We start from the raw sequence: 21,241 nt of genomic DNA, 5'->3' as shown, positions 1-21,241 counted from the left end.
ATCTCCGCTTCACGCAGCTTGCCGATGATCTCTTCCGGCCTGTGCTTCCTTGCCATTCCATTCCTCCTTCGTGACCAATTCTAAAATAGAAATTGGGCCACTCAGAAGGGGGCAGATCATATCATTGGGCTGCTCTTCGATTACAGACAGATCCGTGATGGATTGCCCTCGTCTGATGCCGAATGCTTCGGCGATGGGAGTGCCGTCTGAATGATTTGCTGCGCCTTCTGAAGCCTTGGTATCTGCGCCGAGAATGCGGGCCTTCATTGCCTCGAACTCTTCCTCTGAAAGGATGCCGCGATCCCGTAGGTCGCCGAGCTTTTGCAGCTCGTCCAAGGTGCTCGCCGGATCAGGGGCGCGGGCAGGGGCCTGCGCCTCAGGCGCCAGATTTCCTGCCGCCTGCGCCGCCCCGGTTTCCGGCGCGGCTTTGCTTTTGTCGAAGAGCGCGGTCTGCTGCACCCCGTCGCGCAGATATTCGACCTCGAAACGCTCCTTGCTGAAGGCTTCCTCGGTCGCGACATAGAACGAGCCGCGCGAGGCGACGGGTATTCCGGCGATGCTCACAATCACATCGCCTTGCATCAACCCGGCGAGCGCGGAAGGGCCGCCGGCATCCACCTTCTGCACCTGCAGGCCGCGACGGGGCGCAGTGACCGGGTTCAGTTGCGCTCCGAGATCTGCCCGGTTGGTCGCCAGCGGCAGCGGGCCGGAGCCTTGGGGAGCGCCGTTTCCATCGCCATCACCCGACGCATCCGCGCCCGCGCCGAGGAAACCGAGCGCCGCACCGGTGGTCCCGCCGAGGGCCGCACCCGCTACGCCGCCCAGCAAGGACCGGAACAGTCCCCCACCGCCGCCGCCGCGACTTCCTTTCATCCTGTCGATCACATAGCGCCAATTGGCCTTGTTGCGTGCCGCATCGATGATGTGGCCAAAGCCCGCATCCTGAAACGCCCGGATCGCGTCCTCCTTCTCCGTGTCGAGAGCCTCGTAGGCGGCGAGCAGGAGGTGTTCCTCGCGCGTCAATATCGCGGCTTCCTTGTCGTGCTGTGCGGCATGCACGCCGTTCTCGAGCAGGTGTCGCACCCGGTCATAGGAATCCCAGTAGATCGCCGAGCTCAAGAGCGAGGCTTGCCACGTCTGTCCGAACTCCACCTCTTCGAACATGGTCATGGCGTCAGGTGTCAACAGCAGGGCGAGCGCCTCCATCTTGCCCTTGTCGAAGGCGCAACGGATCGCCTGGGCATGAGCCGAATAGCGGCTCTGCTCGAGGTTCTCGAAGGCAAGCCCCGCATCGAGCAGCGCCTGCAGGAGATCGGCGCGCCCCTCGCAACCCATCTTCCTGAATTCGCCCCGGTTATCTTCGACATAGGCCGCTGCATCGCCATTATATTTCGTCCGGATGAGCGAGTTCAGCTCGGCTGGATCATCGGGCATTGCCAGAGCAGGAGCGGCAAAAAAGAGCGAGCTTGTGGCGAGCGCCAGGGTCACAATCGAACTTTTCATCGTGTGACGATGCAAAAAATGCACGCCTATGACAAGGGTAGCGGACCAGATGACGCGTTTCGGGTCAGTTTCATAATGGCAGCTCTCGAGGGGCAGAACCCGCAAGAGCCGCCGTTCGCGGTCCGATCTAAGTGGTGACAGCTTCCGACCCAAAGGCGGTCGTTCCCGGTGACAGGTTGAATGTCCGATTCCGCCCGAAGCCGATATTCCGTTTTCAGGGTCGCGCTCCTATCCCGCTTATGGCTGCAGATGCGTGGGGAAGTGCCAATATCGGAGTCTCGCCCCTTCATTAAGCGTCACAGCCCAAAATGGGCGCGCTGGCTGATGAAATGCCGGGTCCATCAGCATATCTTTCGCCGTGGGACGACATTCACGGGAGGGAATATGATCAAGGTTCATCTGCACTTCGCGGCGTGTTGCGGCTTGCTGGCACTCGCAGCGCCGGGGATTGCGGCGCAAAAGGATGCCTCGGCTGAAAGCGGCACGGCACAGGCGGCATCGGCCGATGGCGAGGAGCGGCTCGACGATGCGCTCAAGCGGTTCGGCTATCTTGCAGGCCTCGCCCGCGGGTGCGTGGTGGACGAGCAGCAGGCCGCGCTGGAACGCGAAGTGCTTGACCTCAACGGTTCGATCACGCGGCTGTTCGGCATTGATCGTGCGTTCCTGTTTTCCTCGGCTTTCGGCTACGGCACCTCGCTTGAAGTGAGCACCGACGAATGCGTCGAGGTGATGAAGAATTACGAGCTTCGCGTGGCGAGGCACCGCGCGGCGGCGGGAGGGGTCAAGTGATGCGCAGAGCATTGCGGTTCCTCCCGCTTTTCGCCTGCGGTCTGGCCGCCACGATTGCCATTCCCTCGGCCGCCAGTGCCCAGAGCTGGGAAATCCGGCGGGAAATCCGCGAAGCCAATCGCGAAGTCGCGCGAGAGCGTGCGGAAGGCGCGCGCGAGATCCTGCAATGTAAGACCCGCGCATGTGCCGAGCGTGAGTATCGCGAAGCCAATCGCGAGGTCGCACGCGAACGTCGCGAGGCCCGGCGCGAAGTCAGCCGCGAGATCCGCGAGGCCTATCGCGACCGCTGGTACCGCGGGAATGACCGCTGGTACCGCGACGGTCGGTACTGGAACCGCAACGACTACGAACGGCGTTATTACTCTCGGCGCGACAAGGACGGCAATATCCTGCCGGGCCTGCTAGTGGGCGCTGCGGTCGTCGGGGTGGTGGCAGCCATTGCCAATGCGGATGACGACGATTGAGCGCATTGCCGATGCTGCCTGCCGCGTTGCTGGCAGCCGCACCGCTTCCTGCTGATGCACAGACTGCTCCGGCTGCCGACGCGGCCGGAGCAGCGGTTCTTGTAGGGACCGAGGAAGCAGCGCCAGTGGTGGCGCCTCCCGCGCAGCAGAAGGAAGACGACTTTACCGTCATCGTCAGCCCCTATGTCTGGGTGCCCATGGTAACCGGCAAGATCGGAACCTCCGCGCAGGGTCTCGACTTCCGGCTCGATGCCGGGGACCTGCTCGACGTGTTCGAGTTCGGCGGGCTTATCCACGGAGAGGTGCGCCACAAGTCGGGTTGGGGTCTTGCGACCGATTACATCTTTGCCAATCTGGGCACCGGGGTCGATATCGTGATCGGCAATGTCGATGCCGATATCGATGCCGAGGTTCACGAGCTCGCGATTGTGCGACGGATCGATCTCGATCGCCACGCGCTCGACATTTATGGCGGCATCCGGCGCTGGGACGCCGATGTGGCTATTGCAATCGAAACCTTCTTTTTCGACGACACCATCGTGACCGGCGACGAATGGGTCGATCCGATTATCGGCGCGCGTTACCAGCACGAAGTCTCGCGCAAATGGAAACTGCTGTTCCAGGGCGACATCGGCGGCTTCGGTGCCGGATCGGACTTCAGCTGGAACGCGGTCGCAGGCGCGAGCTATTCGCTTTCGGACAAGGCCTCGTTCCAGCTTGTCTGGAAGACGCTGAGCGTCGATCGCAAGAGCCCTGCCATCGGCAACGGCGCGCCGATCGATCTGGACATCACGATCACCGGCCCGCTGATTGGCTTCGCCTACAGGTTCTAGCGCGCCGGCAATGCGCCTTTGATGCGCACTTCCTGCGTCGGGTAGGGCATGGTCAGTCCCTGCGCGTCGAAGGCTTCCTTCACCTGCCGGGTAAGATCCCAGTAGACTTCGAGGTAGTCTCCGGCCTTGACCCACGGGCGGCAGACATAGCTGACCGCGCTGTCACCGAGCTCGTTCGCTGCGACCTGGGTGGCGGGCTCGGCGAGGATCTTCGGATGCGCGGCAACGACCTGATTGATCGTGTCGAGCACCTGCTGGATCGGGTCGTCGTAGGACGCACCGAATACCAGATCGACCCGCCTGATGTCGCTGGCCGAGGCATTGACGATCACGTTGCCCCAGACATTGCGGTTGGGCACGACGATGATCTTGTTGTCCGCGGTGGCGATGGTGGTGGCGACGATGCTCACATTCTGCACTGTCCCGCTTACCCCGCCGACATCGATATAGTCGCCCTCGTCGAAGGGCTGGTTGACGAGGATCATCAGCCCGCTTGCGAGGTTGCCAAGCGTGTCCTGAAAGGCGAAGGCAAGGATGAAGCTTGCTCCGCCGATCAGCGCGAAGATCGGGGTAACGTCGACATCGATCGAGGCCAGCACCAGCAACAGCCCGATGACGATGAACAGCCAAAAGAACAGCATCGCGATGAAGTTCTGGAGCAGCCGCGAAAGCTGCGAGAAACGTCCCAGCCAGACATGCGCGAAGCCGCGCACGAAGCGCGCGACGAGCACGATGGCCACCAAAGCCAGCAACGCGATACCGATCCGCTTGAGCAGCGCCACTCCGCCGTCGGACCGGCCAGCCCAGGTCAGCAGCGCCCCGGCCAGCGCGCCGGTGCCGGCCTGCGCGGTCTCCTCGAACAGCACCGCCTCGCGATAGGCGCGAAGGTCCGCCACGCGCGCGGGATCGCCGCCTTTGCGTTCGAAGGAATCGACCGCCATCGAATACCTCGAAAGCAGGCCCGCGCGGTGCTCCACCATGCGCGCCAGACGGCTAAAGCGCGGGTCGCCCGGCTTGGCGGGATTGCGTTTGATCTCGGCTTGCAGGTCGGCGATTTCCTGCGTCGCAGCGCGGACATTGGCGAGCCAGCTATCGGTGACTTCGGCAAGCTCGGGCTTGGTCAGGGGGATCAGCAAATGCGCCAGTTCGCCCTGCGTCACGTCCGGATCGGTGACGCGTGCCGCGCTGGCCACGGCCTCAGAAGGCTCGTCGCCTGTCTGCGCTTCGACTGTTTCGACCGATGGCGAGGGCGCCGCCTCCTGCGCCAGAACCGGCCCTGCCAGCAGCGCCAGCACAAATATTGCCAGCGCGCGTAACAGCCTGCCGGTGATCATGGTTTCGCCCTCCCGGCGGTCAGTCCTTCGTCATCAGATATTCGGCCAGCGCCTGGTAGGCCGGTAGCGAGGTCGGATCGATCCGGCCGTTCTGTGCAGCCGGGAACGAGGCGAACCGCACCAGCACCATTTCCGCGGTCGGATCGACATAGATCGTCTGCCCGTGCACGCCGCGCGCGGCATAGGCGCCGTGCTTGTTATGGAACACCCACCACTGGCTGGTGTAGCTGCCGCCGGGAATGGTCGGGAACCCGGCAAACTTGGCCGGATCGCCGCCCTTGGCGATGCGCTCGGCAACGGCCGCCGGGAACAGCCGCTCGCCATTGATCTCGCCCTTGTTCAGCATCAGTTGGCCCAGCCGCCCCAGATCGCGCAAGCCCGCCGAGATGCCGCCGCCGGCGAAAGGCACGCCCTTGCCGTCAACCGTCTGATAGGCGTCCTGTTCGGCCCCCATGCGCCGCCACAGCCGTTCCGAGGCCAGCTCGGTCACCGACTTGCCGCTGACGCGCGAGATGATCCAGCCGAGCATGTCTGAATTGATCGTCTTGTAGTGGAAGGCGTCGCCGTGCTTGCCCTCGGGCGCGACCTGCTGGAGATATTCCCAGTAACCGTCTGGGCCGGAATAGCCCTCGGGCTTGGGCAGCGGGCTGGCAGCCTTGGAATAGAGCCAGATATCGGCATTGGGATCGGAATAGTTTTCCGAATATTTGACCCCGGTCGTCATATCCATCACCTGGCGGATGGTTGCGCTGGCAAAGGCGCTGTTGCCGATTTCCGGGATGATGTCGCGCACGCGCTTGGTCTCGTCCAGCTTGCCCTCGGCCACAAGGATCTGCGCCAGCAGGCCGGTAACCGACTTGGTCATCGACATTGCCGCGTGCTTTCCGTCCTCGTCCAGACAGCCGAAATAGCGTTCGTAGACGACCTTGCCCTTGTGCAGCACAAGGATGCCGTCGGTGTAATTGGCGTAGAGCGATTGCTCCCACGTCATCGGCGTGGTGCTGCCGATCGGCATGAAGGTGAGCGCGTCGATTTTCGCCCGCTCGTCGGCAAAGGCGCTGGGCGAGAGATAGGGCAGGGGCACCGGCGCGCCCGTGCCGCGGCTGATCTCCTCGGTCGGCAGGAATTCGCGCAGGTGGCACACCGACCAGCGCAGTTTGGGGAAGCTGAAATAGACCGAATCCGGCTGGGTGATGATCTTGTCGGCCGGCGGCGGGAAGCCCTGCATCCAGCCCATCACCCGCGGATCGGATTCCTGCGCCGAAAGCGGTGCCTGCTGTGCCGCGCCGGCGGCGGGCAGCAGCGCGGCGGTCAATGCCAGCGTCGAAGCAAGGGCCAGCCTAGAAATTGAAGACGACATTGACGAATCCTCCGGTCCATGCGGGCACACCGCCCGGTACGACATTCTCGATCCCTTCACCCGGTTCGGACACGCTCAGACCGGCGGTGAGGAACAGGTTGCGGGTGATGATCCTGCTGTATTCAAGGAACAGGTCGTCCGACACGTGCGACGCAGTCACCCCTGCGACCACGTTAGCAAGATCGCCGCCGTTCCCGAAATCGACCCGCTCGGCCTGTCCGAATTGCAGCGGGCTGCGCAGTTCGTTGGCATCGATGCTGTTATAGCGCAGCGTCAGCGTGTCCTTGGGCGATGGCTGCACCCGCAAGGCAACGCCGTGAGCGCGCACGTTCGAATTGATGAACACCATCGATGACTTGGAACCGGTTGACCATGCGCTTGGCGATCCTTCGTAGAACAGCGGATCGAAGCGTTCGAGTTCGGGCGTATCGGGATCGTCACCCGAAAAGGTCTGGTAGCTGTAAGTGATCGAGGGGCGCCATTTCGCGTTCGCGAAGGTGTAGCCAACCTGCACCCGTCCGGCCCATGCCGACTGGTCGATCCGGTTGTTCCACTGGTAGGCACCGTCGATCGCGAACAGCCAGTTTTCCAGCGCGCCCTGAAGCTTGCCGGTGCGCGCGTAGAAATTGACCGTGTTGGCACCGTCGCGTCCGCCCGGGATAAAGGTCGGCGCGCCGATCCCTCCCGGCGCGGCCTGGATGTAGGGCGTGCCGCTGCGCGTTACCGCGATGAAACTGCCGCCGACAAAGCCGCCGCTTTCGAAATCATGGCGCAGGTCTGCCCCGTAAAGACGGTTCTTGTTGTCGATGACCGGACGTTCGTTGGGGTTGAGGAAGAACCCGGTGATGCTGGTTCCGCCGGTGGTGACGCGGCCGATCACCGACATGTCCCACGCCTTGCGCGGCCCGAACTTGAGCGCGCCGAGTTCGAACCCGCTTGATCCGCCGCTGGCGATCAGCATGCCTGTGCCCAGCTTCAGCTCGCGCGCGCCGACCGAAAGATCGAGATCCAGATCATCGCCTGCCGCGAACTTCAAGCCGAGATAGGCTTCTTCGAGCGTGATCGCTCCCTGGTTCCGGAAATCGAAACCGTCGGTGCCCTCGGTGTAGGAAGCGACGCCCGAAACCTTGCCATAAACCTGCGCCGGCCCTTCGCCATTGGTCGTGAAACTGACCCCGGGTTTGAAATAGAATTCTAGCCACTGCGTATCGGGGTCGAACCCTTCCTGCGGGGCAAAGGCATCCGACAGGTTCCAGAACAGGTTGGTTTCGGCCACGGCATTGACGCCGCCCTGCAGGTGCCCGCGCACTGTGATCGGCCCATCCTCGGTCAGCACCATCGGATCGCGGTCTTGCGCGATTGCCGGCGTTACGGCTGCCGTCGCCGCCGCTGCCAGCAGCGCCGCCTTGACCGGCAGAAACGGAATTCTGCCGGTTGATTGCCGGATTTCGGCTTTGTTGCAGCGCACGATCTACTCCCCCAAGCCCGTGAGTGACGAGGATTTGTTACGCGAAGGGTTCTGGCAAGCGGGGCATTGCCCATTTTGGGCGCAGCGTTATTCTGCGCGGCGGGCAGGAGTGTTTCGAAGAATGGGAATTTCGCAGGCTAGGTTTGGCCGGATCTGGCCGGGACACGTGGATGGGCTGATCGCGTTCCTCACGCATCTGCGCGCCGCATTCGATGGCGATCTCGACGCGGCGTTGATTATGGCGGTGATCGGATCGGCTGCGTTGCCACGCGGACGGATGCCCGATGATCTGAGCTATGCCGAATTTCGCCGGATGGATAAGCGCGACGAATATTATTCGCCGCTTAACACCTTTTCGATCGCTCAGATCACCGGCATCCCGCGCGAGACCGCAAGGCGCAAACTGGCGCAGATGGCGCGCCGCGGCTGGATCATAAGGGACGAGCGCGGACATTGGCATGTCGAACCGACCGGCGCGGCGGAGCTTGAGCCGATGACCCAATATTCGCTCGAATATCTCAACCGCCTTGCCACGCTCCTGCGCGAGTAGGTCAGTCTTCAGGTCGCCCTCCTGTGATGGGGTGTGAAGGCTTTCGCAATTTCGCTGGAACTATATTGCAGATGGTTGTTGAGTGGGTCTTACATACCCCTGCGCCATATCTGCCTCATTGAAGATCGGGCAGCTTGAGCGTTGTGTCCCACAGCTGCTGCGTTTCCCATGACCGCCATTAGGGGCGCTTCCTGAATGTCGGATTTCAGGAAGCGGGCACGAGATAGCTGCAATCTTTGCCGCTCAACAGGGTCGTGTCCGCTTCTGGTGAAACCAGTCTTCCGGCAAGATGCTATTCAATGGCAGCAAAGTCCCAGACCCCGCCACTCAGGCCGATTGGAAGCGATGTCCGCTTTCGAACGATCGGTAGGCCATCCGCAATGATGTGGATGACGGCGCAAAAACGGTTATTGAATTGTGCGCTTCGAATAGATTCGCTGGATACACGGGGGATACACAGACCTGAGCGGGTCTGGTGGCTGGATCGTCTAAAATATCCGGAAACCGCGCTTTTCCGCGGTTTTGTGTGGTGGGCGGTGACGGGCTCGAACCGCCGACCCTCTCGGTGTAAACGAGATGCTCTACCAACTGAGCTAACCGCCCCTGTATCCGGGACCCATCGTCTGGAGTGTGTGCGATGTAGCGGCGAAGTCGCGGCGGTCAAGCGTCTGCTGCGCCCGCGCTGCCGGATCGGGCACAAAGCTGCTAGAGGAACAGGCTGGCACCAGCGGGATTGACGCTGCAATGATCATCGAGACCCGACTCAATGATGGTACGCCCGTGTGCATCCGCCGGGTGCGGCGCGAGGACGAGGCGCGGCTGAAGGCGGGAATCGCCCGACTCTCGCCGCAATCGCGCTATCTCCGGTTCTTCTCCGGCATGCGCGAGGCGCCGCCGCAGGTGTTGCGAGCATTGGTCAGCGTCGACGGGTACGATCATATCGCCTGGGGTGCGCTGCGTTCGGACCTTGCCGATACGCCAGCACTGGGCGTGGTTCATGCCTTCCGCGACAGCGATGAGCCGGATACGGCCGAATTTTCCGTGGCGGTGATCGATGACTATCACGGTCGCGGCCTTGCACGGCTGCTTACCGCAGTGCTGTTGCTTGACTGCGCCCGCGAAGGCCTGTCGCAATTCATCGTCCATATCCTGCCCGAGAACCGCCCGGCACTGACGCTGGCGCGATCGCTGGGGGCCGAGGGGGTGAAGCAAGAGGCGGGCGTGTCGGTGCTGGAGATCGACATTGCCGAGGCGCTGGCATCGCTCAGGAAGCAATCCGACGTGCCCGGGCTTGCCGCTGTATTCGCCGCTTTCGATGGATCCTGACCCTAGGCGCGGGGCCTGCCAGCGGCTAGGAGCGGCGCCATGAGCACCCCCTGCATTCTTGTTCTGGGCACCGGCGGCACGATCGCGGGGTCGGCCGGTTCGGCCACCAGCGGCGGATATAGTGCAGGCGGTTTGCCGTTGGAGACCATGCTGGCGCCGCTTGCCGCGCTCGGCCTTGATGCCGCGCTGAAGGGGCAGGAGATTGCGCGGATCGGCTCGCAGGATATCGGCTTTGCCGAATGGCAGGCGCTCCACGCGGCCTGCGCGGACGCCATGAACGATCCGGCGATCACCGGGATCATCATTACCCACGGCACCGACACTGCCGAGGAAACGGGCTTCCTGCTCGATTTCACCTTGCCGACCACAAAGCCGGTGGTGCTAGTGGGCGCAATGCGTCCGGCCGATGCGGTGGGTACGGACGGGATGAGGAACTTCGCCAATGCGGTGAAGGTGGCAAGCGATCCGCAGGCCGCCGGACGCGGCGTGATGCTGGTGATGGGCGATGCGGTGCTCGCCGCGCGCGATGCCCGCAAGGCTGCGACCGCCGCAATCGACGCGTTCCGCAGCTTTCCGCGCGGGGCCCTGGCGCGCGTCACACCGGCACGGCTCGACTGGTTCGGCCCGCCGCACCGTGCGGGCGAGGGCGCGCGTTATCCGTTCCCCGAAAGCCTGCCGCGCGTCGCGATCCTTACGGCGGGCGCGGGGATGGATGAACAACCGGTCGAGGCGCTGCTCGACATCGGGGCCAAGGGCATCGTGCTGGCCGGTATGGGGCAGGGCAATGCGCCCGGCGTGGTGATCGCAGCTCTCGCCCGCGCGGCGGCGCGCGGCGTTCCGGTGGTGCGCGCCACGCGGGTGGACGAAGGGCTGGTCGATCGCAATGTCGAGGTTGACGACGACCGCCACGGCTTCGTCGCCGCTCGCGCGCTTGGCCCGGCCAAGGCACGGGTGCTGCTGATGGTTCTGGCGGCAAACGGAATCACCGATGCAGGTGCAGTGCAGGCGGCATTCGACGCGGGATGACTGCGCGCGCCGTGCCGTGCCGCGGATCAAGGGCCGCAGCAAACCCGCTTTTGATTTCTCGGCAGTCAGTATAGAGCGGCGCGCATGGCCGATATACGACCGTCATACGAGATCGCATCGCCCTCGATCAGGCCCTATGTCCAGCCGCTGTGGCCGGGCGCGTTGGCGATGCCGTTCGACACCCGCGACGAAGAGGGCCGGCGGATCGGCCTCGCCGACGATCACCTTTCCGGGCAATATCTGCTGCTCGTTTTTCTCGGCGAGCCGGAGCACGAGCGCACGGTGCCGCTGCTGCGTGCGCTGGCCGGGCGCGAAGCGCAATTGGATGCGGCGAGGGCGACGGTCCTTGCCGTCAGCGCGTCCACCGATGCGGCGCGCAACCGCGCGATGCAGCGTGAGGCGGGTTTTCCATGGCACGTGGCCAGCGATCCTGCGGGCGGCTTGTTCGCTTCCTACGGCCTGCACAAGGGCGGCGATCGGTTCGATCGCCTTGTCCTGATCACGCCGTTCCGGCAAATCCGCACATGGTTCGATCTGGAGGGGGACGCAGCTTCTGCGTTGGATACGATTATGGACATCCTGCAAAACGCCCGCGCCCATGACGAAGCGCAGTGGTCGCCGCCGCACGCGCCGATCCTGATCGTTCCCAACGTGCTTTCGCCCGAAGAATGCGGGAAGCTGGTGGAATCGGTGGTGACCGAAACCCCCTTCCTCGTCCGCCAGCCGCGCGCGGGGGAGATTGCGGGCAATTACCGGATCCCGGTTTATGACCATTTCCGACAGGACCGTATCGATCTGATCATCAAGGACCCGCGCACGCTGGCTTTCCTTGACGAGCGTATCTTTGGCCGGGTGACGCCGATGATCAAGAAGGCCTTTGCCTTCGACGTGACCCGCCGCGAGGACCTGCACATCGCCCGCTACGTCGGCAAGCGCGAAGGCATCACGATGGGGCACCGCGACAACACCGAACCGCCCGGTGCACACCGGCGTTTTGCCCTGTCGATGAGCCTCAACGACGATTACGAGGGCGGCGAGATCACTTTCGCCGAATTCAGCCCGCGCGGCTACCGGGTGCCCGCCGGGACGGCGATGATATTTTCCTCATCGCTGCTGCACGAGGTGCAGGAGACGACATCGGGGGTGCGCTACAATCTGATCTCGCACCTGTTCAGCTGATCCGGAATATCCGGGTGTGGGCCCCCGCGGATGCGCAGGGGCCCAAGCCGCGTTTTACCCCCAGGGCGTGACGAGATATTTCTCGCCGGTCTTCATCTGGCGGTAGTCGGTGATGGCGGGCTTTTCCAACATGCCTTCCAGCGTCACCTTGGCCTTGTAATGGCTGGCAAAGGTGGTGGTCAGGTTGGCCTGCACCCGCGCGCGCATCCGCGCGACGGTTTCCATGCCCGCACGCTGGAGGAACGGGGTCAGCAGCCAGCCGGCGATGCTCCACTGCAGCCCGTAGGAAGGCGTCAGGATGGTCGGCGACAGGTCGAGCCGGCCGTAGATATACATCTTCTTCTGCTGGTTCGAACCATAGCGCGAAAACTCGCTCATCTGGCTGACCGCGACCTGTTCCATCGCCTTCAGCACGCCGTCCGAGGCCTGCCCGCCGCCGATCGGATCAAAGCCGAGGAACGCGCCGGTCTCGGCAATCGCGGCGCGCAGATCGGCCATGTAGGTGGGGGCAGAGGAGTTCACGACATGGGTCGCACCCTGCGACTTCAGCAGTGCGACATGCTCGTCCTTGCGCACGATATTGACCAGCTTCATCCCGTCCTCGATGCAGATGCGGTTGAGCATCTGGCCGAGGTTCGATGCGGCGGCGAGGTGGATGATCGCCGAATGGCCTTCCATCTTCGCGGTCTCGACAAAGCCCAGCGCGGTCATCGGGTTGACGAAGCTCGACGCGCCGACCTCTGCCGAATGGTCGCCCAGCGGCAAGCACATCATGGCGTCGGCAAGCGCATACTGGCTAAAGGCATTGCCCGGGACGCAGGCGACGCGCTGGCCCATCAGGGCCTTGGCCATATCGCTGTCTCCGGTCGCGATGACGGTGCCGGCGCCTTCGTTGCCTGCGGGCAGGCGCTGGCCGTGGCGTGCCTTCTGGCCCGACAGGAACGGCTCGGGCATGGTCGCGACGACTTTGCCGGGGGTGTATTCCGCAGTCTCGAAATCGGCCGCACTAGTGAGGATCGCGAGGTCCGACGGATTAATCGGCGCGGCTTCCATCTTGACCAGCACCTGATTGCCGGTGGGCGCGGGGAACTGGCTTTCGGCCACCTCCAGCGTCAGCTTGCCGTCGGCGGTGAGGGTGGTGAAGAGCTGCTTTCCGGTAGTGGTCATTTATGATTCCTCTCGCGAATCCGGGTAGGTTGCCTCAACGAAGTAGAGGCCATGGGGCGGGGCGTTAAGCCCCAAAGCGTTACGGTCACGCGCGGCGAGCGCCTCTGCGATACGGCTTTCGGGCCATGTGCCCGCGCCGACCAGTTTGAGGCACCCGACCATGGAGCGCACCTGATGGTGCAGGAAGCTGCGCGCGGCGGCATGGATATGGATCTCCTCGCCGACGCGCTCCACGTCGAGCAGATCGAGCGACTTCACCGGATCGGCGGCCTGACAATGCACCGAGCGGAAGGTGGTGAAGTCATGCCGCCCGACCAGCGCCTGCGCGGCGCGGTACATCGCCTCGGCGTCGAGCGGCTGAGGAACATGCCACGCCCGGTCGCGCGTCAGAGTGAGCGGCGCGCGGCGGTTGGCGATGCGGTAGAGATAGCGCCGTCCGGTGCAGGAAAAGCGTGCATGCCAGTCATCCGGCACCACCTCGCACGCTGTCACAGCGACCGGATCGGGGCGTAGCTGCGCATTGATCGCTGCCATCAGGCGGAAGGGATCGAACGGCTTTTCGATATCGACATGGCTGCGCATCGCCAGTGCATGCACGCCTGCATCCGTGCGGCCCGCACTGTGGAGCGTCACGGCTTCCCCCGTGATCCGCTGGATCGCATCCTCAACCGATTGCTGCACGCTCGGCCCGTGGGACTGGCGTTGCAGCCCGAAAAACGGCGTGCCGTCGAATTCGAGAGTGAGGGCGAAGCGGGTCATGCCGCCCCACTAGCCGTTCGTGTCGAGCGAAGTCGAGACACCCTGAAAGACCTCTCGACTGCGCTCGAGGCGAACGGATCAGGCAAGCACCGTCCCCGCCGCCACTGTCCGCCCGCGCAGGAATTCGCGGCGTTCCAGCACCGGCTTGCCCGCACGCTGGAGCCGCAGGGGGCGGATCGCGTCCGTTCCGCAGGTGATGGTAAGTTCATTGTCCAGCACTGTGCCGGGGGTGCCTTCGCCTTCGACCACCTCGGCAAGCAGCAGCTTCACGCGCTCTCCTTCCAGTTCGAACCATGCGCCGGGGAAGGGGGCAAGGCCGCGCACCTTGCATTCGATCACGTCGGCGGGCTCTGCCCAGTCGATCTTGCTTTCAGCCTTGTCGATCTTGGGCGCATAGATCGCTGCAGCATCGTCCTGTGCCTCGGGCGGGAAGGCGGAAAGGTCGGCCAATACCTCCACCATCGCAGCCGCGCCGACTGCGCCCAGCTCGCCAAACAATTCGCCTGTCGTCTTGCGATCTACCGGCACGGCGACCTTGTGGAGCATCGGCCCGGTGTCGAGCCCCGCTTCCATCTGCATGATGGTGACGCCCGTTTCCGCATCGCCCGCCATTACCGCCCGGTGGATCGGTGCCGCCCCGCGCCAGCGCGGCAGCAGCGAGGCGTGGATATTGATGCAGCCGTGGCGCGGCGCGTCGAGCACCGCCTGCGGCAGGATCAACCCATAGGCTGCGACCACCGCCACATCGGCGTCCAGCGCGGCGAACTCCGCCTGCGCCTCCGGCTTCTTCAGTGACAGGGGCGATCGCACCGGAAGGCCCAGCCGTTCTGCTTCGACCTGAACGGGGGAGGGCATCAGCTTCTTGCCCCGGCCCGCAGGGCGCGGCGGCTGGGTGTAGACGCACGCCACCTCATGCCCCGCCGCGTGCAGCGCGCTCAGCGCAGGCACCGCGAAATCGGGCGTCCCCATGAAGATGATGCGCATAAGCCTTGCCCGCAGCCTTTGTGAAGCGAAGCGCAGCCCCTATCTCTCCCCCCATGGCATCGCAAGAGATCGAAGCGCTGAGTTCCGCACTTGCCCGCCTGCCGGGTCTGGGTCCGCGTTCGGCGCGGCGGGCGGTGCTGTGGCTGGTGAAGAACCGCGAAAGCGCGCTGCCTGCACTGCTGGAGGCGCTTGCCGCGGTGTCCGAAACGTTGGTCGAATGCGCCAGCTGCGGCAATGTCGATACCTCCGACCCATGCGGCATCTGCGCCGATCCGCGCCGCGATGCGCGCTCGCTTTGCGTGGTGGAGGATGTCTCGGACGTCTGGGCGCTGGACCGTTCGCGCTTGTTCCCCGGGCGGTATCATGTTCTCGGCGGCAGGCTGTCGGCGCTGGATGGCGTCGGGCCGGAGGATCTCAACATCGCCAGCCTGCTCGCCCGCGTCGAAGTCGGCGGCGTGGACGAGGTTGTGCTTGCGATGAACGCGACGCTCGAAGGCCAAACCACCGCGCATTACCTCGCCGAACGGCTGGAGGCCTTTCCCCTGCGCGTCACCCAGCTTGCGCATGGCCTGCCGGTGGGCGGAGAGCTGGATTACCTCGACGAAGGCACGCTCGCACAGGCTTTGAGGGCAAGAAGGCCAGTGGGATGAACGGCACGCAACGCTTCTTTACGTGGCTGTTTGGTGCCGGGGTCGAGCGCGAGTCCCGCGAATGGATGGTGGAATGCGTCCATTGTCACCATACCGACAGCGTCTGGGACCTCGGCGGCATCCGTTACAAGGCAAGCGGGACCAAGCGGTCCGGCGGGATTTGCCGCCATTGCGGACGGTTCTCGATGCGCAAGGTCTATCGATCACCGTGATCGCACCATCGCGCTTGCTCGCAAGGGTGCGCATGCCTATTTAGCGCCATTATGGCTATCCGCGAAATCCTCGAAGTGCCGGACCCCCGGCTGAAGACCGTCTCGACCCCGGTTGAACCGCATGAGTTCAACGCCGATCTGCGCACCCTCGTCGAAGACATGTTCGAGACGATGTATGATGCCCCCGGCATCGGCCTTGCCGCAATCCAGGTCGGCGTGCCCAAGCGGGTGCTGGTGATCGATCTCCAGCCCGAAGACCCGGATGGCGAGCCCGTGGAGTGCAACCATAACGGCCACAAGCACACGCATCCCGCCACCAAGAAGGAACCTCGGGTGTTCATCAACCCCGTGATCCTCGATCCGGCGGACGAGCTTTCGACCTATCAGGAAGGCTGCCTTTCGGTCCCAGAAATCTACGCCGATGTCGATCGTCCCGCGACCTGCCGCGTGCGCTATCAGGATCTTGATGGCAACACGCACGAGGAAGCGCTCGACGGGCTGATGGCGACCTGCCTGCAGCACGAGATGGACCACCTCGAAGGCATCCTGTTCATCGATCACCTCTCGCGCCTCAAGCGTGCAATGGCGCTGAAGAAGCTGAAGAAGATCCGTCAGGCGGCGTGATTTGTTTTTCGCTCGCCCCTCCGGGCGAGCGTCCTCGCTGCGTTTCGCGCTTCGCGCGAGCAGCTGCGGGCGGCCTTGCAGGTGTGCTTCGCACGTCTGCGCCTTTGGCTTCGACTCCGGCCTTGCTGCGCTTTGCGCCGATCCAGCCTATCTCCGTCACCCCGGCTTGATCCGGGGGCCATCTTTCTTGGGATATCGCGTCCGCGAGGGCTGGCGTTCTCTATACGTTCCGTGTAGGAATTGGGCATGGACCCTTCGATTCTCCCGCTCCTCTCCCTGATTATCGGTATTGCTATGGGCGGCGCTGTCGCTTGGTTCCTTGCCTCGCGCCCGCTGGCTGATCTGCGGACCCGGCTGGCCGAGGCCGAGCGGCAGGCTGCCGAGCAGGAGGGTGAATTCAAGCGCGCCATTGCCGAACTGGGCGAAGCGCGGATCGAGGTGGCGGCGCTGGGGGAACGCGCCGCGCGGGCGGACGGGTTGGCGCAACAGCTTGATGCCGCGCGCGAGGAAAACGCCCGCTTCCGCGCCGAACGCGCCGCTTTCGAAGAACAGAAGCGGCTGCTGGAAGAATCGCGCGCGAACCTGCTCAAGGAATTCGAGAATACCGGCGCGCAGGTCTTGAACCGCGCGCAGGAAGCCTTCCTCAAACGCGCCGAAGAACGCCTCGGCCATTCCGAAAAGGCGAGCGAGGAAAAGCTGAAGGCGCTGCTTTCACCGGTTGGCGAAAAGCTGGCGAATTACGAAAAGCAGGTCGCCGATCTGGAGGCCAAGCGCACCGATGCCTTCGGGCAGCTAACGGGTCTCATCCAGTCGATGAAGGAAGGCCAGGAACAGGTGCGGCGCGAGGCGCAGCGGCTCGGCAATTCGCTCACCAGCGGGCCCAAGGCGCGCGGTCGTTGGGGGGAGCGAGCATTGCAGAACGTGCTCGAACAGTGCGGGCTGGCCGAGCATACGGATTTTCATCTCGAACAATCGATGGACACCGACGAAGGGCGCTTGCGGCCGGATGCGATTGTGAATGTGCCAGGCCAGAAGAAGCTGGTGATCGATTCAAAGGTATCGTTGAATGCCTATCAGGCCGCCTTCGAAACGGACGACGACACTGAACGCAAGCGCCACCTCGATCTCCACGCCAAGTCGATGCGCGGCCATGTCCAGACGCTCGGCTCTAAGAGCTACCAGAGCCAGTTCGACGATGCGCCCGACTATGTGGTGATGTTCGTCCCGGGCGAGCACTTTGTTGCTGCCGCGCTCGAACATGATCCTGAATTGTGGGACTTCGCCTTCCGCAACAAGGTGCTGCTGGCGACGCCGACTAACCTTGTTGCGATTGCCCGCACCGTGGCGCAGGTGTGGCGGCAGGACAAGATGGCCAAGGAAGCCGCCGAAATTGGGCGCATGGGCGCTGAGTTGTATGGGCGTCTTGAAGTTGCAGCGCAGCACCTCAAGCGCGTCGGCGGTGGGCTTGAGACGGCAGTCAACAATTACAACAAGTTCGTCGGAAGCTTCGAAAGGAACGTCTTGTCGTCCGGGCGGCGGCTGGCTGAAAAGGGCATAGAGACCGGCAAGCGCGAAATTGACGAAGTGCCGTTGGTGGAAAGCGCCCCGCGCTACAATGCCGAGGACGTGGCCGCGCTCGAAGCCACCGAAGACGACGTGCCGGAAAACAAGCGCGACGCGGCGGAATAGGGCAGCGCCCTTCTCCGCGGGGCTGTCGTCTGCGCGTCCGGCGTGCTTGGTGCGGCTTTCCTACCTGCGGGCCGGATGACATCCTCGCGCCCGCTCTTTCCCATTGTCGGCACCAGGCAGATCGTCGCAAAACCGGTTTTCCGCGCCGCGCACACCTGTTCGCCTCCTTGCGCAAGGGGAGTACAGGTATCTGTAAATATGAGGAAAAATCGTATCTGCAAAAGGTGACACCGTGTCACCTTTGTATACTTTACCGTTCCACGCCTGCCAGCACCTCGTAGGCCAGCACTGCCCCCGCGACGGCTGCGTTGAGCGAATCCGCGCGGCCCTTCATCGGCATGGTGACGCGCAGGTCGCACGCTTCCTCGTATTCCTCGGGCAGGCCTTGCGATTCGTTGCCCACCAGAATGAAGCACGGCGCGCGATAATCGGCCCCGCGATAGGGCACGGCATCGCGCAGCGACGCCGCGACAAGCTGGCCCTCTCCCGCGCGCAGCCACGGCAGAAACTCGTCCCACCGCGCCTGCGCCAGCCCGACGGTGAACAGCGCACCCATGCTCGCTCGCACAGCTTCCGCGCTGAAGGGATCGGCGCAATCGTCGATCAGGATCAGCCCGCCTGCGCCCACCGCATCGCAGGTGCGCAGCATCGTGCCCAGATTGCCCGGATCGCGCAGCGCCTGTGCCGCCAGCCAGATGGGCGCGGCGGTCCGGTCCAGCGCCGCCAGCGAGGTGTCCCATTCGTCGAACACGCCCGCGACGCTCTGCGCATTGTCCTTGCCGGTGATCTTGGAGAGGATGTCGGGCGTGGTGGCGATCACCTCGCCACCTGCTGCCATGACATCAGCCTCAAGCCGGGCGAGCAGCGCGTGTTCGCGGCCTTCGGCCATCACCAGCACTCTGGGCAAGCGCCCCGAAGCGCGCGCATCTTCCAGCAGGCGCAGACCTTCGACCAGAAACTGGCCCGCGCGCTTGCGATGTTTCTTGTCGCGCAGGGACCGCAGGTATTTAACGGTGGGATTGGAAAAGCCGGTGATGTGCTTGCGCATGGATTTACATCGCTTTCGGCTCGCGCCTATCGCGTCAATCCTCGCCGAAGCCGGATTCGACCAGCGCCACCAAATCGTCCAGCACGCCTTCCGCGCCCTCTCCGGTTACCGCGACCTCGATCGTATCGCCCTTCGCCGCGCCCAGCATCATCAGTCCGAGGATCGATCCGCCCGCGGCACTGTTCGGCGTCTTGGTCACCGTGACGCTCACCCCGTCCGGCAGCGACGCGACCGCGCCGACGAACTTGGCGCTTGCCCGCGCGTGGAGCCCGCGGCGGTTGACGATGGTGACCTGCTGGCGAGCATCCCCCACGGCGCGCTCCTTTAGGCTTTGGCTCTCGCCGGCGCGGAATCCTGTCCGAGCAGTTCGCTGGCGATGGTGATGTAATTGCGTCCGGCGGCCTGCGCGGCCTGCACCGCCGCGGTCACGTCCATGACCTTGCGTGCACCCGCGAGGCGGATCAGCATCGGCAGGTTGATCCCGGCGATCACCTCGACATGGCCGGTCTCGAGCAGCGAGATCGCGAGGTTTGATGGCGTGCCACCGAACAGGTCGGTCAGGATGATGACACCGCTGCCGGTATCGACCGACTCGATCGCCTGCGCAATGTCGGCGCGGCGTTGTTCCATGTCGTCATTGGGGCCGATGCACACGGTGACGATCCCGTCTTGCGGGCCGACGACGTGCTCCATCGCCTCGACGAACTGGTCGGCGAGGCGACCGTGAGTAACCAGGATCAAGCCGATCATGCGTGAAATTGGGTCCGTTAACTGCCCGCCCTCAAGCAAGGCCTTACGCGTTTCAACCTGACAGAACAATGCTGCGACTGTCTTTGTTATTGCCGCCTGTACCCGCCTAGCGCCGATCGCGTTCGATCTCGTCCGCTGCGCGGGAACCCAGGTTGCGATGGCGGACAGTGGGCGAAAATCCGGCGCTACGCAAGCTTTCTGCCATGCGTTCGGCGGTGTAGACCGAGCGATGTCTCCCGCCGGTACAGCCGAAGGCGACATGGACATAGGGTTTGCCCTGCGCGGCATAGCGCGGGAGCAGCACCAGCAGCAGGTCGCGGATGCGCCCGAAGACGTCGGCAAAGGCCGGGTCGCGTTCGATATGTGCGCCCACTGCCGCGTCCTGTCCGGTCAGCGGGCGCAGTTCTGGCACCCAGTGCGGATTATCGAGAAAGCGCATGTCGAACACCAGATCGGCGAGCGGCGGCATGCCGCGCGCGAAGCCGAAGCTCGACAGGGTCAGCGTCGTCGCGCCTTCGCGCGAGTCGGTTCCGAACAGCTGGCGGATATGCGCCTGAAGATCATTGCTGGTCATCGCCGAGGTATCGACCATGATCTCCGCCCAGCGACGCAGCGGTTCGAGCAGTTCGCGCTCGGCGGCAATGCCTTCCATCACCGGGCGCCCCGCTGCCATCGGGTGACGGCGGCGGGTTTCGTTGTAGCGGCGTTCGAGCTCGCTCCCCGAACAATCCAGAAACACGAAAGTCAGCGCAATATCCTCGCGCGCGGCGAGGTCCTTCACCAATGCGATGATGTCGGCGGGAACGAAGCCGCGGGTGCGCGAATCAAAACCGATCGCCAGCGGTCCGCGCGCCTCGTCGGGCATCGCCATCAATCGTTTGAGCAGGCGCACCGGGAAGTTGTCCATCACCTCCCAGCCCAGATCCTCCAGCACGGCGAGGGCAGTAGATTTACCGGCACCGGCCATCCCGGTGACAAGCAGCAGACGCTGCGGTGCGGCGGGGGAGGGGGCTTCGGTCAAGGTGTCCATGGTGCCTATTTCGTCGCACTCACCATTGAAGGGAAGCGCAATTTGCGAAGGCGTCCTTTGCGCTCACAATGCCAACCCGTGCTGGCGCAGCGCCCATTCGGTGCGCAAGGCAGGGGCTATTGTGCCGGGGGCGAAAGGTAACACGGGGATCGGCACCCCGAAAAAATCGCGCGTCACCAGCCTGCCCGGCAGGCGCTCGGCATGGCCTTCGCCGACGAGCGAAAGGATCAGCGCAAGCGGCATATCCGCAACAGTCGGCAGCGTCACCAAACCAACACCGCGGATTTCGAGCAGACCGGCAATATTGGGCGGCGGGCTAGCGAGAACGCGGCTCCCTTCGCGGGCCAAAGCTACGCCATCATCGCCGATCAGAGTCGCGCCCCGGTCGATCAGGGCCAGTGCAAGGCTCGACTTCCCGCTTCCGGACGGGCCTTCAAGGATCAACGCGCGTCCCTCGATTGCGACTGCGCTGGCCTGGATCAGCATCCTGCTTCCT

Annotated in this window: 23 protein-coding genes and 1 tRNA gene; 11 read left to right on the top strand and 13 right to left on the bottom strand. The window is 64.0% G+C overall.

Features of this window, described 5'->3' with window-relative positions:
* Positions 1 to 9: 9 nt before the first annotated feature.
* Entirely contained in the window at positions 10 to 1,488 is a 1,479-nt protein-coding gene (locus OIK40_RS11030; RefSeq protein ID WP_273678379.1) for a PDZ domain-containing protein, read from the bottom strand.
* 399 nt (positions 1,489 to 1,887) lie between these two features.
* Here OIK40_RS11030 and OIK40_RS11025 point away from each other — a divergent pair, with 399 nt between their 5' ends.
* The 3 genes from OIK40_RS11025 to OIK40_RS11015 are packed head-to-tail and all read left to right on the top strand — an operon-like array spanning position 1,888 to position 3,589.
* Positions 1,888 to 2,292: a hypothetical protein gene (locus tag OIK40_RS11025; protein WP_273678378.1), complete on the top strand. Its 405-nt coding sequence runs from the start codon at positions 1,888 to 1,890 to the stop codon at positions 2,290 to 2,292.
* Positions 2,292 to 2,756, top strand: a complete 465-nt coding sequence (locus OIK40_RS11020; RefSeq protein WP_273678377.1) for a hypothetical protein — start codon at positions 2,292 to 2,294, stop codon at positions 2,754 to 2,756. The genes OIK40_RS11025 and OIK40_RS11020 overlap by 1 nt, the downstream gene beginning before the upstream one ends.
* Complete coding sequence (locus OIK40_RS11015) at positions 2,753 to 3,589, top strand: hypothetical protein (RefSeq protein ID WP_273678376.1); 837 nt, start codon at positions 2,753 to 2,755, stop codon at positions 3,587 to 3,589. The genes OIK40_RS11020 and OIK40_RS11015 overlap by 4 nt, the downstream gene beginning before the upstream one ends.
* Here the strand turns inward: OIK40_RS11015 and OIK40_RS11010 are convergent.
* The 3 genes from OIK40_RS11010 to OIK40_RS11000 are packed head-to-tail and all read right to left on the bottom strand — an operon-like array spanning position 3,586 to position 7,751.
* Positions 3,586 to 4,923 carry a mechanosensitive ion channel family protein gene (locus tag OIK40_RS11010; RefSeq protein ID WP_273678375.1) on the bottom strand — a complete coding sequence of 446 codons (1,338 nt, stop codon included), beginning with the start codon at positions 4,921 to 4,923 and terminating at the stop codon, positions 3,586 to 3,588. The genes OIK40_RS11015 and OIK40_RS11010 overlap by 4 nt on opposite strands.
* 19 nt (positions 4,924 to 4,942) lie before the next feature.
* The gene (locus tag OIK40_RS11005) at positions 4,943 to 6,283 is read right to left on the bottom strand and encodes a serine hydrolase domain-containing protein (protein WP_273678374.1); all 1,341 of its coding nucleotides are present in this window, start codon (positions 6,281 to 6,283) and stop codon (positions 4,943 to 4,945) included.
* Positions 6,264 to 7,751: an alginate export family protein gene (locus OIK40_RS11000; protein WP_273678373.1), complete on the bottom strand. Its 1,488-nt coding sequence runs from the start codon at positions 7,749 to 7,751 to the stop codon at positions 6,264 to 6,266. The genes OIK40_RS11005 and OIK40_RS11000 overlap by 20 nt, the downstream gene beginning before the upstream one ends.
* Before the next feature lie 121 nt (positions 7,752 to 7,872).
* On the opposite strand from OIK40_RS11000, the gene OIK40_RS10995 reads away from it, so the two are divergent.
* A complete protein-coding gene (locus tag OIK40_RS10995) occupies positions 7,873 to 8,301 on the top strand; it encodes a helix-turn-helix domain-containing protein (RefSeq protein WP_273678372.1) in 429 nt (142 codons plus the stop codon).
* A 527-nt stretch (positions 8,302 to 8,828) separates the two neighbouring features.
* Here OIK40_RS10995 and OIK40_RS10990 read toward each other — a convergent pair.
* A tRNA-Val gene (locus OIK40_RS10990) sits at positions 8,829 to 8,904 on the bottom strand.
* A 141-nt stretch (positions 8,905 to 9,045) separates the two neighbouring features.
* Here OIK40_RS10990 and OIK40_RS10985 point away from each other — a divergent pair.
* From OIK40_RS10985 to OIK40_RS10975, 3 genes are all read left to right on the top strand, one after another.
* Complete coding sequence (locus tag OIK40_RS10985; protein WP_273678371.1) at positions 9,046 to 9,627, top strand: GNAT family N-acetyltransferase; 582 nt, start codon at positions 9,046 to 9,048, stop codon at positions 9,625 to 9,627.
* 39 nt (positions 9,628 to 9,666) lie between these two features.
* A complete protein-coding gene (locus OIK40_RS10980) occupies positions 9,667 to 10,653 on the top strand; it encodes an asparaginase (RefSeq protein WP_273678370.1) in 987 nt (328 codons plus the stop codon).
* 84 nt (positions 10,654 to 10,737) lie between these two features.
* Entirely contained in the window at positions 10,738 to 11,832 is a 1,095-nt protein-coding gene (locus OIK40_RS10975) for a 2OG-Fe(II) oxygenase (RefSeq protein ID WP_273678369.1), read from the top strand.
* A 54-nt stretch (positions 11,833 to 11,886) separates the two neighbouring features.
* Here the strand turns inward: OIK40_RS10975 and OIK40_RS10970 are convergent, their stop codons facing one another.
* From OIK40_RS10970 to fmt, 3 genes are all read right to left on the bottom strand, one after another.
* Positions 11,887 to 12,999 (bottom strand): zinc-binding dehydrogenase, encoded by a 1,113-nt coding sequence (locus OIK40_RS10970; protein WP_273678368.1) that lies wholly within the window; start codon positions 12,997 to 12,999, stop codon positions 11,887 to 11,889.
* Positions 13,000 to 13,758, bottom strand: coding sequence for a tRNA pseudouridine(38-40) synthase TruA (gene truA / locus OIK40_RS10965; RefSeq protein ID WP_273678367.1), 759 nt, complete (start codon positions 13,756 to 13,758; stop codon positions 13,000 to 13,002).
* A gap of 78 nt (positions 13,759 to 13,836) precedes the next feature.
* Entirely contained in the window at positions 13,837 to 14,742 is a 906-nt protein-coding gene (fmt, locus tag OIK40_RS10960) for a methionyl-tRNA formyltransferase (protein ID WP_273678366.1), read from the bottom strand.
* 53 nt (positions 14,743 to 14,795) lie between these two features.
* Between fmt and recR the strand changes: the two genes are divergently transcribed.
* From recR to OIK40_RS10940, 4 genes are all read left to right on the top strand, one after another.
* Positions 14,796 to 15,392, top strand: coding sequence for a recombination mediator RecR (recR, locus tag OIK40_RS10955; protein WP_273678365.1), 597 nt, complete (start codon positions 14,796 to 14,798; stop codon positions 15,390 to 15,392).
* Positions 15,389 to 15,604, top strand: coding sequence for a hypothetical protein (locus OIK40_RS10950; protein WP_273678364.1), 216 nt, complete (start codon positions 15,389 to 15,391; stop codon positions 15,602 to 15,604). Before recR ends, OIK40_RS10950 begins: the two co-directional genes overlap by 4 nt.
* Before the next feature lie 51 nt (positions 15,605 to 15,655).
* Positions 15,656 to 16,228, top strand: a complete 573-nt coding sequence (locus OIK40_RS10945; RefSeq protein WP_273678363.1) for a peptide deformylase — start codon at positions 15,656 to 15,658, stop codon at positions 16,226 to 16,228.
* A gap of 246 nt (positions 16,229 to 16,474) precedes the next feature.
* On the top strand, positions 16,475 to 17,917 hold the full coding sequence (locus OIK40_RS10940; RefSeq protein WP_273678362.1) for a DNA recombination protein RmuC: 1,443 nt from the start codon (positions 16,475 to 16,477) through the stop codon (positions 17,915 to 17,917).
* A 250-nt stretch (positions 17,918 to 18,167) separates the two neighbouring features.
* On the opposite strand, the gene OIK40_RS10935 is transcribed toward OIK40_RS10940, so the two are convergent.
* From OIK40_RS10935 to OIK40_RS10915, 5 genes are all read right to left on the bottom strand, one after another.
* Complete coding sequence (locus tag OIK40_RS10935; protein WP_273678361.1) at positions 18,168 to 18,965, bottom strand: TrmH family RNA methyltransferase; 798 nt, start codon at positions 18,963 to 18,965, stop codon at positions 18,168 to 18,170.
* A 34-nt stretch (positions 18,966 to 18,999) separates the two neighbouring features.
* Positions 19,000 to 19,278, bottom strand: a complete 279-nt coding sequence (locus OIK40_RS10930) for an HPr family phosphocarrier protein (protein ID WP_273678360.1) — start codon at positions 19,276 to 19,278, stop codon at positions 19,000 to 19,002.
* Positions 19,279 to 19,289: 11 nt separating this feature from the next.
* On the bottom strand, positions 19,290 to 19,715 hold the full coding sequence (locus OIK40_RS10925; protein ID WP_273678359.1) for a PTS sugar transporter subunit IIA: 426 nt from the start codon (positions 19,713 to 19,715) through the stop codon (positions 19,290 to 19,292).
* Between the two features lie 106 nt (positions 19,716 to 19,821).
* Positions 19,822 to 20,745: an RNase adapter RapZ gene (gene rapZ / locus OIK40_RS10920; protein ID WP_273678358.1), complete on the bottom strand. Its 924-nt coding sequence runs from the start codon at positions 20,743 to 20,745 to the stop codon at positions 19,822 to 19,824.
* 63 nt (positions 20,746 to 20,808) lie between these two features.
* The gene (locus OIK40_RS10915; RefSeq protein WP_273678357.1) at positions 20,809 to 21,231 is read right to left on the bottom strand and encodes an HPr kinase/phosphorylase; all 423 of its coding nucleotides are present in this window, start codon (positions 21,229 to 21,231) and stop codon (positions 20,809 to 20,811) included.
* Positions 21,232 to 21,241: the final 10 nt, after the last annotated feature.

The organism is Erythrobacter fulvus (assembly GCF_028595285.1).
GTDB classification, from domain to species: Bacteria; Pseudomonadota; Alphaproteobacteria; order Sphingomonadales; family Sphingomonadaceae; genus Erythrobacter; species Erythrobacter fulvus.
Note: the sequence above shows the minus strand (reverse complement) of the source record. Positions and strands in the feature narration are given on the sequence as shown.